13 protein-coding genes are annotated in these 13,146 nt (G+C 67.3%); 7 read left to right on the forward strand and 6 right to left on the reverse strand.

The window, feature by feature from the left end:
* From MRBLMD1_RS05370 to MRBLMD1_RS05400, 7 genes are all read left to right on the forward strand, one after another.
* Nucleotides 1–786: a ribonuclease HII gene (locus MRBLMD1_RS05370; protein WP_224026393.1), complete on the forward strand. Its 786-nt coding sequence runs from the start codon at nt 1–3 to the stop codon at nt 784–786.
* 49 nt (nt 787–835) lie between these two features.
* Complete coding sequence (locus MRBLMD1_RS05375; RefSeq protein ID WP_159631747.1) at nt 836–1,162, forward strand: DUF2469 domain-containing protein; 327 nt, start codon at nt 836–838, stop codon at nt 1,160–1,162.
* A gap of 108 nt (nt 1,163–1,270) precedes the next feature.
* The gene (locus MRBLMD1_RS05380; protein ID WP_159631748.1) at nt 1,271–1,627 is read left to right on the forward strand and encodes a YraN family protein; all 357 of its coding nucleotides are present in this window, start codon (nt 1,271–1,273) and stop codon (nt 1,625–1,627) included.
* The gene (locus tag MRBLMD1_RS05385) at nt 1,627–3,171 is read left to right on the forward strand and encodes a YifB family Mg chelatase-like AAA ATPase (protein WP_364397956.1); all 1,545 of its coding nucleotides are present in this window, start codon (nt 1,627–1,629) and stop codon (nt 3,169–3,171) included. The genes MRBLMD1_RS05380 and MRBLMD1_RS05385 overlap by 1 nt, the downstream gene beginning before the upstream one ends.
* Before the next feature lie 116 nt (nt 3,172–3,287).
* Nucleotides 3,288–4,424, forward strand: a complete 1,137-nt coding sequence (dprA, locus tag MRBLMD1_RS05390) for a DNA-processing protein DprA (protein ID WP_364398036.1) — start codon at nt 3,288–3,290, stop codon at nt 4,422–4,424.
* Between the two features lie 46 nt (nt 4,425–4,470).
* Nucleotides 4,471–5,397: a tyrosine recombinase XerC gene (locus tag MRBLMD1_RS05395; protein ID WP_364397958.1), complete on the forward strand. Its 927-nt coding sequence runs from the start codon at nt 4,471–4,473 to the stop codon at nt 5,395–5,397.
* 242 nt (nt 5,398–5,639) lie between these two features.
* A complete protein-coding gene (locus MRBLMD1_RS05400; RefSeq protein ID WP_159631751.1) occupies nt 5,640–6,143 on the forward strand; it encodes a DUF3145 domain-containing protein in 504 nt (167 codons plus the stop codon).
* Between the two features lie 119 nt (nt 6,144–6,262).
* Here the strand turns inward: MRBLMD1_RS05400 and fabF are convergent, their stop codons facing one another.
* From fabF to MRBLMD1_RS05430, 6 genes are all read right to left on the reverse strand, one after another.
* Nucleotides 6,263–7,498, reverse strand: a complete 1,236-nt coding sequence (fabF, locus tag MRBLMD1_RS05405; protein ID WP_224026390.1) for a beta-ketoacyl-ACP synthase II — start codon at nt 7,496–7,498, stop codon at nt 6,263–6,265.
* A 174-nt stretch (nt 7,499–7,672) separates the two neighbouring features.
* The gene (locus tag MRBLMD1_RS05410; RefSeq protein ID WP_009359314.1) at nt 7,673–7,918 is read right to left on the reverse strand and encodes an acyl carrier protein; all 246 of its coding nucleotides are present in this window, start codon (nt 7,916–7,918) and stop codon (nt 7,673–7,675) included.
* 78 nt (nt 7,919–7,996) lie between these two features.
* Complete coding sequence (locus MRBLMD1_RS05415; protein WP_159631753.1) at nt 7,997–9,058, reverse strand: beta-ketoacyl-ACP synthase III; 1,062 nt, start codon at nt 9,056–9,058, stop codon at nt 7,997–7,999.
* Entirely contained in the window at nt 9,055–9,984 is a 930-nt protein-coding gene (locus MRBLMD1_RS05420) for an ACP S-malonyltransferase (protein WP_201302413.1), read from the reverse strand. The genes MRBLMD1_RS05415 and MRBLMD1_RS05420 overlap by 4 nt, the downstream gene beginning before the upstream one ends.
* An 88-nt stretch (nt 9,985–10,072) precedes the next feature.
* Nucleotides 10,073–11,317, reverse strand: coding sequence for a PucR family transcriptional regulator (locus MRBLMD1_RS05425; RefSeq protein WP_159631754.1), 1,245 nt, complete (start codon nt 11,315–11,317; stop codon nt 10,073–10,075).
* A 186-nt stretch (nt 11,318–11,503) separates the two neighbouring features.
* Nucleotides 11,504–13,146, reverse strand: a 1,643-nt coding sequence (locus tag MRBLMD1_RS05430) for a transketolase-like TK C-terminal-containing protein (RefSeq protein WP_414703666.1), incomplete at its 5' end; no start/stop codon positions are given.

Genomic DNA, 13,146 nt, shown 5'->3' on the forward strand with positions numbered 1-13,146 from the left:
ATGTCTTCCGCAGTACAGGCCTCCCCGGCCGCCACGTCCCGTCCCGCCACCAAGCCCGCGCCCCGCGGAGCCAAGGCGCCGACGCTGCGGCACGAGCGAACCTTCAAGGCACAGGGGATACGGTTCCTGGCAGGCGTTGACGAGGTTGGCCGCGGTGCCCTCGCGGGCCCCGTCAGCGTGGGAATCGCCGTCGTGGACCTGGAGCGCCAAAAACCGCTTGCCGGCGTGCGGGACAGCAAACTCCTGAGCCCGGCTGAACGGGAACGGCTGGATCCGCTGGTGCGGCGCTGGAGCGTCGCATCCGCGGTGGGGCACGCCACCGCCGGCGAGATCGATTCGCTCGGCATCATCGCGGCCCTGCGGCTGGCCGGAACCCGGGCCTGGGGGAGCATCCTCGGTTCAGGCATTGTCCCGGAAGCGGTCCTGCTGGATGGAAGCCACAACTGGCTTTCCCCGGCGGAGCAGCTGTCCCTGTTCGACCAGCCCGTCCTGGAGGCCGCGTGCGAGGCCCCGGTCCACACCAAGGTCAAGGCCGACATGCAGTGCCTCAGCGTGGCCGCCGCAAGCGTCATCGCCAAGGTGGAGCGGGACCGGATGATGCGCGAACTGCACACCGAGTACCCGGACTATGGCTGGGACATCAACAAGGGTTATGCCACGGCAGCCCATCGGAACGTGCTTCGCGCAGCGGGACCCACCCCCTACCACCGGGTCAGCTGGCGGCTCCTCGGCGGGGAACTGCAGGCCGCGGAGGTCCCCGACGGGGACGGGCCCTACGGAGACTGACTCCCGCCGCCCGGCGCCAGCCGTGCCGGACATGGTGCAAGATGGAAGCATGAGTGCTGAGGATCTTGAGAACTATGAAACCGACATGGAGCTTCAGCTCTATCGTGAATACCGCGACGTGGTCGGTCTGTTCAGCTACGTTGTCGAGACCGAGCGGCGCTTCTACCTGGCCAACCACGTTGACCTCCAGGCCCGCAGCGCTGACGGCGAGGTCTACTTCGACCTGACCCTGCAGGACGCCTGGGTCTGGGACGTCTACCGTTCAGCCCGCTTCGTCAAGAGCGTCAGGGTCCTGACGTTCAAGGACGTCAACGTCGAGGAACTGCCCCGCAACGAGGACCTGGCGTTGCCCAAGGACGTGGACCTGGGGAACTAGACACCCCGGAATTCCCGACTTTCCCTCCACACCGGCCCCTGTCCACATAGGACAGGGGCCTTCTGTTCTCCGCTTGCCTCCGCCGCCAGGCTGGTTGCGGAGGTAGAAATGAAATCGAAAGACCTGTTGGGCAGGCACGGCGAAGACCTCGCCGTGGGGTACCTTGAATCGCTGGGCATGCTGGTGGTGGAGCGCAACTGGAGGTGCGCCGGGGGCGAGATCGACATCGTTGCCCTGGACGGTGACGCGCTGGTCATCGCTGAAGTCAAAACCCGCCGCTCCCTGGATTACGGCCACCCGTTTGAGGCGGTGGGTCCGGAAAAACTGGCGCGGCTGCACCGGCTTGGCGCCGCGTGGTGCCGCGACCGCGAGCTGCGGATGCCGCTGCGGCGTGTGGACGTTGTGGCGGTGCTGGACGACGGCGGCGGGGAACCCCTGGTGGAACACCTCAAGGGGGTGGGGTGATGGCGCTGGGCCGGACCTATTCCGTCGCCCTTGTAGGGCTCAATGGCTACATGGTTGAGGTGGAAGCGGACATCGGCCAGACGCTGCCCGCTTTCGTCCTCCTGGGATTGCCGGATGCCTCCCTCAACGAGGCCAAGGAGCGCATCCGCTCAGCCGCCAAGAACTCCGGGATCCCGCTCAGCCGCCGGAAGATCACCGCCAACCTCATTCCCGCCTCACTTCCCAAGCGCGGTTCCGGCTTCGACCTTGCCGTCACCATGGCCGTACTCCGGGCCGCGAACGATATCAAGCCCACGGGGCGCACGGTCTTCATCGCGGAACTGGGGCTCGATGGCAGGCTCCGCCCCGTGCGCGGAATCCTGCCGGCCGTCATGGCGTCGGTGCAGGCCGGCTATCCCGAAGTCGTGGTGGCGCAGGCCAATCTCGCCGAGGCCTCCCTTGTCCCGGGTGCCGTGGTGCGCGGATACCGCACGCTTGCCCGGCTCGCCCTCGACTTCGGGGCAGATCCGCAGGAACTTGCCCTGGACTTCGAACCCGATGACGCGGATGGGGGCGGCGACGGGCCCGCCCTTCCCGGCCCGTCTCCCGACATGGCAGATGTCTCCGGCCAGGGCGACGCCCGCAAAGCCCTGGAGGTGGCCGCCGCGGGTGCCCACCATCTGCTGCTCACCGGGCCGCCGGGCGCCGGCAAGACGATGCTGGCGGAGCGGCTGCCCGGTCTTTTACCCGACCTTGGCGACCATGAATCCATGGAGGTCACGGCCATCCATTCGCTGTGCGGCCTCCCGTCGTCCACCGTGCAGCTCCTGCGCCGGCCGCCCTTCGAGAACCCGCACCACTCCGCCACCGCTGCAGCCATCATCGGCGGCGGGTCGGGCCTGCCCAGGCCTGGAGCGGCATCCCGTGCGCACCGGGGCGTGCTCTTCCTGGACGAGGCGCCGGAATACGAGCGGCGCGTCCTGGACGCGCTGCGGCAGCCCCTGGAGAGCGGGGAACTGGTGATTCACCGATCCGCCGGGACTGCGGCGTACCCGGCCCGGTTCCAGCTGGTGCTTGCAGCTAATCCCTGCCCGTGCGGCAAGGCCTCCGGCAAAGGGCTGGACTGCACCTGCACTCCCGTGATGCGCCGCCGCTACCTTGCCAGAATGTCCGGGCCCCTGCTGGACCGGGTGGACATCCAGCTCCAGGTGGAGCGGGTTTCCCTGGCTGACTTCGGCCAGGCAGGGGCCGAGGAGGACACCGCTTCCGTGGCGGACCGGGTGCGGGGTGCCCGTGCGCGGCAGGCGGATCGCCTGCGATGCTTCGGGCTTGAGACGAACTCCCAGGTACCGGGGCGAATCCTCCGCGGTGACCTGCGGCTCGCGCCGGCAGCAACCCGGATCCTGGACCAGTCCCTTGAGCGCGGCATCCTGACCGCCCGCGGGTACGACCGCGTCCTTCGGCTCGCCTGGACCCTGGCGGACCTGGGTCGCCGGGATACGCCGGACACCAACGACATCGGACAGGCACTGGGCCTGCGGCAGGCTACGGCGGCCGCGGCATGACAAGCCTCCAGGAACGGAACGAACCAAAGGAACTGCGGGTGGACAAGGAACGGGTCGTGGAAAAGACGCGAAGCATTGATAAGGAACGGCTGGCCCGGGCCGCCCTCTCACGGCTGATGGAACCCCAGGACGCGGCGGGCCTTGCCCTCGTTCGGACTGCGGGGGCAACAGACGCCCTGCTCATCGCTACCGGACAGGTGTCGGCCGGCCCTGGCCTTGAGCGGGAAATCACCGCATTGCTGACGGACACCGCGGCGGCCGGCAGTTGGGCCGGCCTTGCCGCAGCGTTGAAGCGGTGGCAGCCACGGATCCCTGACCTCGCACCCGAACGTGACCTTGCCACCATGGCCCGGCTGGGCGGCCGCATCATCATCCCGGGCGACGAACTATGGCCGGCCCAGGTCGCAGACCTGGGCATCCAGGAGCCCATCTGCCTCTGGTGGCGGGGAGAGGAACAGCCGTTGCCCGCACTGGATAAGTCCATCGCCCTGGTGGGGTCCCGGGACAGTACGAGCTACGGAGCGGCGGTCACAGGCGACCTGGCCTACTCGCTGGCGCAGCGGGGCTTCACGGTCGTTTCGGGAGGAGCCTACGGCATCGACGCCCATGCGCACCGGGCAGCCCTCGCCGGCAGCTCCACCGCTGTACCGACGGTCGCCGTCATGGCCGGGGGAGTGGACAGGTTCTATCCGTCCGGCAATGAGGACCTGCTGCGCGCCGTGGCCAACCAGGGAGCCGTCCTGGCCGAGGTGCCACCGGGATCGGCCCCCACCCGCTACCGCTTCCTGCAGCGGAACAGGCTGATAGCCGCCCTCTCCGCGGTGACGGTGGTGGTCGAGGCCCGCTGGCGTTCGGGAGCTCTTAATACGGCCCACCACGCCGAGACCCTGGGCCGTGCGGTTGGTGCCGTTCCCGGATCAGTCCACAGCGCCAACTCCGCCGGCTGCCACCGTCTTCTGCGGGACGGAGGGGCGGTCTGCGTCACCGATGCGGCGGAGGTGGCTGAACTTGCTTCGCCCAGCGGAACTGCACTGCCCGGGCAACGGACTACGGAAGCGGCAGTCCAGGACGGCCTGACCCTGGAGGACTTGATCCTGCTGGACGCACTGCCGCTTCGCTCCACCACATCCGTGGAAAAGCTCTCTACCGTGGCCGGCCTGGGACAGGACTCGGTGCGGGCCGGACTTGGCAGGCTGGGGCTGCTGGGCCTGGCCGTGTCGGAGCGGGGAGGTTGGAAACGCGGCAAAGGATAGCCGTGTCCGCGCACGGTGCAGGGCCCGCAACTGGGAAAGTAGAGGAGTGGAACATGAAGAACTGCCCGGGGCACTCGGCAAGGCACTGGACGCGTTCGCCGGCTACCTGTCGGGGGAGCGTGCGGTGTCAGACCACACCAGGCGCGCCTACCTGGGCGACCTGCACAGCCTCCTGGTCCATGCGGCATCGGAAGGCGTGGCAGAACTGAAGGACCTTGAACTGGGAACGTTCCGCCGGTGGCTCGGAAGCCAAAGCTCTGCGGGCGCCTCGCGGGCGACCGTTGCCCGCCGGTCCGCCACGGCGCGGGTCTTTACAGCCTGGGCACTCCGGGAAGAGCTCATCGACACAGATCCCGCCCTTCGCCTGAAGGCACCCAAACGGGAAGGATCCCTGCCGGGGGTGCTTCAGGCGCCGCAGCTCACGCGCCTGCTGGAGGGTCTGGAGGCCTCCGCCGCGGACGGTGAGCCACTCGCTGTCAGAAACCGCGCCATGGTGGAACTCCTGTACGCCACGGGCATCCGGGTGGGCGAACTGGCCGGGCTCGATGTCGACGATCTTGACCCTGACCGGCGCACGCTCCGCGTGATCGGCAAGGGCAACAAGGAACGCACAGTTCCCTTCGGCGTTCCCGCTGCCGTGGCGGTCGACGACTGGCTTCGGCGGGGGCGTCCGGCACTGGCGAAGGGCAACAGCGGGCCTGCCCTTTTTCTTGGAGCCCGCGGCGGCCGCATCGATCAACGGCAGGTCCGTGCCCTGGTCAACACGGTGTTCGCGGCACTGGGCGACACCTCGGCGTCCGGGCCCCACGCGCTGCGGCACTCGGCCGCCACGCATCTGCTTGATGGGGGCGCGGACCTGCGCGCGGTGCAGGAGATCCTGGGCCACAGCAGCCTGGCGACCACCCAGATCTACACCCACGTCTCGGTTGACCGCCTTCGGAAGAGCTATCAGCAGGCGCATCCAAGGGCCTGACCCGGTGTGGCTAATCGCACTGGCGTAATTCTGCGGGGTGCGGCACAATAAGAGTCACGTCCGGCAACTTTCAAGTGTCGCTTGAAGCTCCCTGAGCTTTGTGCGGCGCGGCAAGTCCGGACTCAGCTTTATGTGATACATCTGAATACGCGCAGGGAAACCACCGCCGCAGAGCAGGGCACGGCAGTTCCATCCAGGCAGAGGTCGTTGGGGAAGACGTACCTATAGCTATGGAGGATGGAATGTCTGTTGCAATGACCCGCGGTGTGCTGTTCGTTCACTCGGCCCCTACGGCGCTGTGCCCCCACGTTGAGTGGGCGGTTGGCGCTGTGGTGGACAAGCGGACGGACCTTGAGTGGACCCCGCAGCCTGCCGCGCCCGGCATGTTCCGGGCCGAGTTGTCCTGGACCGGTACCCCCGGCACGGGAGCCAAACTGGCGTCCTGCCTCCGCGGCTGGGCGCATCTTCGGTATGAAGTGACGGAGGAGCCCAGCCAGGGCGTGGACGGCGGCCGCTGGTCGCACACTCCCGAACTGGGGATTTTCCATGCCGTGACGGACGTCCACGGCAACATCATGGTGTCCGAGGACCGGATCCGTTACGCCTATGAGTCCGGCGCCGGTGACCCGGCCGCCGTGTACCACGAACTCTCGCTGGCCCTCGGGGAAGCCTGGGACGAGGAACTCGAACCGTTCCGCCACGCTGCCGAAGGCGCCCCGGTTCGCTGGCTCCACCAGGTGGGCTGACCGCCGTCGTCCGTCCCCCGGTGACCTTGGGTACTGCAACACTTCCATAGCCAAAAAAGGGAGGCCCCGCCAGTTGGCGGGGCCTCCCTTGCGTTTCCGGGGCGCTTCCCCGGCAATGCCTAGACGCTGCGGATTGCCACGACGGCGTTGTGGCCGCCGAACCCAAACGAGTTGCTCAGCGCCACGATGTTGCCGGCAGGCAGGTCGCGGGCGGAGGTGACAACGTCGAGCGGGATTTCCGGATCCTGGTTCTCAAGGTTGATGGTGACCGGTGCCTTGCGCTCATGGACGGCCAGCACGGTGAGGACAGCCTCCACCGCGCCGGACGCGCCCAGGAGGTGGCCCATCTGCGACTTGGTGGCGGAAACGGCCACGTTGTCCACGTGGTTGCCCAAGGCGGCACGCAGGGCCGTGTACTCCGGCTTGTCGCCAACAGGAGTGGAGGTTGCGTGGGCGTTGACGTGAACCACGTCTTCAGCCTGGATGCGGCCATCAAACATGGCAGCCTTGAGTGCACGGGTGGCACCCAGACCTTCGGGGTCCGGTGCGGTGATGTGGTAGGCGTCGGCGGTGACGGACGTGCCGGCAAGTTCGGCGTAAATGCGGGCGCCGCGCGCCAGGGCGTGCTCCTCGGCTTCGAGGACAAGGGCACCGGCACCTTCGCCCATGACAAAGCCGTCACGTGCGGTGTCGTACGGGCGGGAGGCGCGCTGCGGATCGTCGTTCCGGCGGGACAGTGCCTGCATGGAGGCGAAGGCCGCCAGCGGCATGGGGTGGATGGCGGCTTCTGCTCCACCGCACATCACCACGTCTGCTTTGCCCGAGCGGATGAGTTCCAGGCCCAGGTGCATGGCCTCCGTGCCGGAAGCGCAAGCGGAGACGGGGGTGTGGGCGCCGGCGCGGGCGCCGAGGTCCAGGCTGACGGCTGCGGCAACGCCGTTGGGCATCAGCATGGGGACGGTCATGGGCAGGACCCGGCGGGGACCCTTTTCCTTCAGGGTGTCCCAGGCGTCCAGGAGGGTCCAGACGCCACCAATGCCGGTGGCAAAGGCGACTGCCAGCCGGTCCTGGTCGATTTCCGTGATGCCGGAATCGGCCCAGGCTTCCCGGGCAGCGATGACGCCGAACTGGGTGGAGGGGTCCATCCGCTTTGCTTCAACACGGCTGAGCACGTCCAGTGCCGGGGTGCTGCAGCGGGCGGCGAAGTGGACGGGGAGCTCGTACTTGGCTACCCAGTCGTCCTCGAGGGTGCGGGCACCGGAGACCCCTTTAAGGGCGTTGTTCCACATCGTGGGTACATCGCCGCCGATGGGCGTGGTGGCACCCAGACCGGTAATGACTACTTTGCGCGTCATGGGATCACTCTTTCGTCGGTGGGGAGTCCGTCTGCGCCTGTCGCAGGGTCCCGCACATGTTGATGATCGGCCAGTCCCGGTCGGGGTTCTGCCCGGATAAATGCGGCGGGCTGCCGGTCCGGTCAGTCCGGACCGGCAGCCCTGCCAAGCCGTGAGACGGCGGAAAGCCGGTTATTAGGCCTGTGCTCCGGCGATGAAGCTGACGGCGTCGCCAACGGTCTTGAGGTTCTTGACCTCTTCGTCGGGGATGCGCACGCCGAACTTCTCTTCAGCGTTGACCACGATGGTCATCATGGAGATGGAGTCGATGTCCAGGTCCTCGGTGAAGGACTTGTCCAGCTCGACGGCCTCCGGGGCCAGGCCGGTTTCTTCGTTGACGATTTCAGCCAAGCCGGCCAGGATCTCTTCGTTGCTAGCCATTGGTGGCTCCTTTTCTTGTATTGCCGGCAGGGGCTGCCGGAAACGGTCCGGGCCGCGGTTGCGACCCTTGGGGCGTATCTAGGGAAGGACAACTACCTGTGCGCCGAAGACCAGTCCGGCACCGAAACCGATCTGCAGGGCCAGCCCGCCGCTCAGTCCGGGGTTCTCCTGCAGGAGCCGGTGGGTTGCGAGCGGGATGGAGGCAGCGGACGTGTTGCCGGCCTCGGCAATGTCCCGTGCCACTGTAACCGTCTCGGGCAGCTTCAGCTTCTTCACCATCTCGTCGATGATGCGCATGTTGGCCTGGTGGGGGATGAAGGCCACCAGGTCTTCCGCCTGGATCCCGGCGGCATCGAGTGCCTGTTGGGCCACCTTGGCCATCTCCCACACGGCCCAGCGGAACACGGTCTGTCCGTCCTGGCGAAGGGTGGGGTACAGCTCCTGGGCTTCTTCCAGCAGTGCGAGATCGCCCGTGGAGTCGGACTGGCGGGCAGCCAGGCCGAGGTCGCGGACGTCAAGCATGGAGCGCGTCATGCCGATGGCGTCCCACCTGCTGCCGTCCGAGCCCCACACGGACGGGGCAATGCCCGGCGTGTCGGAAGGGCCTACGACGACGGCGCCCGCACCGTCGCCGAGGAGGAAGGAGATGGTGCGTTCCCGGTTGTCGATGACGTCGGAGAGCTTCTCCGCACCGACCACGAGGACGTACTTCGCGGTGCCGGACCGGACCAGCGCGTCGGCCTGGGCAATGCCGTAGCAGTAACCGGCGCACGCAGCGGAGATATCGAAGGCAGGGGCCGGAGTGGCACCGATGCGGTCGGCCAGGCTGGCCGCGGCGGAGGGAGTGGCGTAGGGGTGGGTCACGGTGGACACAATGACTGCACCGAGTTCAGAGGCTTCAATGCCTGCCTTGGCCATGGCTTCACGGGCTGCGCCTTCGGCCATGTCGATCACGCTGACGTCAGCTGCGGCACGGTGGCGGGTCACGATGCCGGTGCGCTGGCGGATCCATTCGTCGGAGGAGTCGATCCACTGGCAAACATCTTCGTTGGTGACGATGACGTCCGGCCGGTAGGCGCCGAGGCCGAGGATGCGGGTGTGCTCCTGGATGGGAGCCTGTTTCAGCGTGGGAACGCTCATGCGTTGCCCTCCAGTTCTGCGAAGAGCGCCAGTGCGGCGGACAGGTCATCGGGGGTTTTGACGGCAACGGTCTTGACGCCGGGCATGCCGCGCTTGGCCAGGCCCGCCAGCGTGCCGGCAGGCGCGAGTTCGATCACGCCGGTAACACCGCGCTTCACCATGGTTTCCATGCACAGGTCCCAGCGGACCGGGCGGGAAACCTGGGCGATCAGGCTTGCGACGGCGGCATCACCGTCGGTGACTTCGCCGCCGTCGTAATTCGACAGGAGGGGCACCTTGGGGGCAACAGGGTTCAAGGTGGGTTCCAGCGCCTTGAGCGCATCGACGGCGGGCGACATGTGGCTGGTGTGGAACGCGCCGGCCACCTTGAGCGGGATGACGCGGGCTTTTGCCGGCGGGTTGTCGGCAAGGGCCTTCAGCTGTTCGAAGGTTCCTGCCGCCACCGTCTGGCCGGCACCGTTGACGTTGGCTGGGGCAGCGCCGGCGGCTTCAATGGCGGCCAGCACCTCGGCGGGGTCGCCGCCGACGACGGCGCTCATGCCGGTGGGGGTGACGGCTGCCGCGGCGGCCATGCTGTTGGCCCGTTCACGGACGAACGTCATGGCTTCCTGTTCGGTCAGCACACCGGCCAGGGCTGCTGCGGTGATCTCACCCACGGAATGTCCGGCGAGGATCACCGGGAGGGAGTTGAGTTCCACGTCGAAGAGGGAAGCCGCGGCGACAAGCCCGGCAGCAACGATCAGGGGCTGCGCCACGGCAGTGTCCTTGATGGTTTCCTCATCGGAGGTGGTTCCGTGGGCTATCAGGTCGATGCCTGCGATGTCACTCAGGGAGGCCAGCTGGCCTGCCACCGAGGGAAGTTCCAGCCAGGGGGCAAGAAAACCCGGGGTCTGTGAGCCCTGTCCAGGGCAGACTATTGCAAGCACGTAACCAGCTTTCCAAATTACTGTGTGATCCAGCGGTGTTTCTCCGCACCAAGCTCACGGGGTCAGGTTGTAGGAAGTCTACAATGCCTCAGGCCTGGTTCCGGGACGCCTGGCGCTCCGTGGCGGCCTTCGGTGGCGCCGAAAGGCGGCCCACCACCAGTGCTGCCTGCAGCACGAATGCCTCCCGCGGGAGCAGCGGGTCCCAGCCTGTAACATCGCAGACCCGCTTCAGCCGGTAGCGCACCGTGTTGGCATGGACGAAGAGTTCCCGGGCCGTGGCCTCCAGCGAGTGGCCCAGTTCCAGGTAGGTTCCCAGGGTTTCCACCAGCCCGTTGGAGGCGGCCAGGAGCGGCCGGTAGATGTTCTTAACGAGTGAGCGCCGGGCAGCGTCATCCCCGGAAATCACCCGCTCCGGCAACAGGTCGTCCGCGGCCACCGGACGCGGCGCAGACGGCCACGCCCGGGCGGCCGTCAATCCGGCGAAGGCGGATTGGGCGGATCCGCTGGCCTCCAGCAGCGAACTGGCCTCGGGCCCATAGACCACCGGCCCGGGGGCGAACATGTCGCTCAGCTTCACATAGGCGGTTTCGCGGTCCTGCACCCCGCCGAGGATGAGGATCAGCCGGTCGCCCTGGATGCCCACCAGCGCGTCCTCGGCATAACGGCCGGCCATCCGACGCAGTTCACTGACATAGCTGGCGCTGGGCTCAGACGGGGAATTGCCCACCATGACGGTGAAGCGCTCCTGCGCCTTCCAGCCCAGCGCGGCGATACGGGAGCGCAGGGCATCCGTGTTTTCCCCGCGCAGGATCGCATCCACAATCAAAGCTTCCAGCCGGGTGTCCCAGGAGCCGCGGGACTCGGCGGCGCGGGCGTAGACGTCCGCGGCAGCGAATGCGACTTCCCGCGAATAGCGCAGCACGGCCTCCCGCAGGGATGGCTGGTCGGCCTCGGGCGCAATGACGGGAACCTGGTCCTCCACCACTTCCACCACGATCCTGATCAGCTGGAGCGCCTTCTGCAGGCTGATGGAACGCGTCAGTTCCGTGGGGGCCGTCCCAAAAACGTCGGTGAGGATCCAGGAGGGAGAGCTTGGCCGCTCGTACCAGGTGACGAACGCCGCGATGCCGTTCTGCGCCACCATGCCGAGTGCGGAACGCTCATCAGCGCTGAGCCGGCTGTACCACGGCAGCGACTGCTCAAGCTTGCGCATGGTGGTCGTGGAGAGCTGGCCCACGTTGGCGCGGAGCTGCTTGAGGGTCTCGGACTTCTCCGGCGTGACCTTCGGCGGGGACGGTTTCCGCTTCGGGGACTGGCTGGCTGATGCTGGCATTCTTTGAGCATACGGCCACCGCGGAGCAAGCTCCATTTGTGCGAAGGCTACAACCCGCCTTGCGCTGCGTCACAGCCTCCGTCACCTGCCGGCGCTTACCCCGGGACAGAACGACGGCGGCCCTCACCTTGTGGGGTGAGGGCCGCCGTCGTGTAGCGCTGCTGGTTCCGCTGTCCAGCCGGAAGGCTAGGCTTCGCCTCCGGCGTTGCCGGTGGTGCCGGCGTTGACGTTGAGCAGCTTGTACTTCTCAATCGCCTTCACCGGGGCGTCGACATCCACCTCGCCGCGGCGCGCCAGCATTTCAAGGGCACGGACCACGATGGAGTGGGTGTCGTTCTTGAAGAAGCGGCGGGCTGCTGCGCGGGTGTCGGAGAAGCCGAAGCCGTCGGCGCCGAGGGTGGCGTATTCGTTGGGGACGAATTGCCGGATCTGGTCCGGGACGGCTTTCATGTAGTCCGAGACGGCGACGATGGGGCCGGTGGCGCCTTCGAGTTGCTGGGTGACGAACGGGACGCGGGCGGGCTGGCCGGGGTTGAGGAAGGCTTCCTCTTCGGCGGCGAGGCCGTCGCGGCGCAGTTCGTTCCAGGAGGTCACGGACCAGACGTCCGCGGAGACGTTCCAGTCATCGGCCAGCACGCGCTGGGCTTCGATGGCCCAGGGCACGGAGACGCCGGAGGCAAGGATCTGGGTGCGGGGACCGTCGATCTTGGCCGGGGCGAGCAGGTAGATGCCCTTGATGACGCCTTCGACGTCGAGGTTCTCCGGTTCTGCGGGCTGGATGATGGGTTCGTTGTAGACGGTGAGGTAGTACATGACGTTCTTGTCCGTCGAATCCGCGCCGTACATCCGTTCCAGGCCGGAGCGGACGATGTGTCCGATTTCGTAGCCGTAGGCGGGGTCGTAGGTGAGGACGGCGGGGTTGGTTGAGGCCAGCAGGGGGGAGTGTCCGTCGGCGTGCTGGAGGCCTTCGCCGGTGAGGGTGGTCCGTCCTGCGGTGGCGCCGATGATGAAGCCGCGGGTCATCTGGTCTCCGGCGGCCCAGAAGGCGTCGCCGGTGCGCTGGAAGCCGAACATGGAGTAGAACACGTAGACCGGGACCAGGGGTACGCCGTGGGTGGCGTAGGAGGTTCCGGCGGCGGTGAAGGCTGCCACGGCGCCGGCTTCGTTGATGCCGGGGTGGATCAGCTGACCGGCGGGGGATTCCTTGTAGGCCAGGACCAGGTCCCGGTCCACCGACAGGTAGTTCTGCCCCTTGGGGTTGTAGATCTTCGCCGTCGGGAAGAACGCGTCCATGCCGAACGTGCGGGCTTCGTCCGGGATGATCGGGGCGATGTGCTTGCCGAAGTTCTTATCCCGCATCAGGTCCTTCAGGAGCCTGACGAACGCCATGGTGGTTGCGGCCATCTGCTTGCCCGAGCCGCGCTTGGCCACCTCATAGGACTTGGCCTCCGGCAGCACGATCTCGGCGTGGGTGTCGCGGCGCTCCGGGACGGATCCGCCCAGGGCCGCCCGGCGCTCCATCATGTATTTGATTTCCGGGGCGTCGTTACCGGGGTGGTAGTACGGCGGCCGGTAGGAGTCCTTCTCCAGCTGCTCGTCGGTGACCGGGATCCGCAGGTGGTCGCGGAACTTCTTCAGGTCATCGAGGGTGAGCTTCTTCATCTGGTGGGTCGCGTTGCGGCCTTCGAAGTGCGGGCCCAGCCCGTAGCCCTTGACGGTGTGGGCGAGGATGACGGTGGGTTTGCCCTTGAATTCGGTGGCGGCCTTGTAGGCGGCGTAGACCTTGCGGTAGTCGTGGCCGCCGCGTTTGAGGTTCCAGATCTGGTCAT

The organism is Pseudarthrobacter sp. LMD1-1-1.1 (assembly GCF_040676255.1).
In the GTDB taxonomy this organism is placed as follows: domain Bacteria; phylum Actinomycetota; class Actinomycetes; order Actinomycetales; family Micrococcaceae; genus Arthrobacter.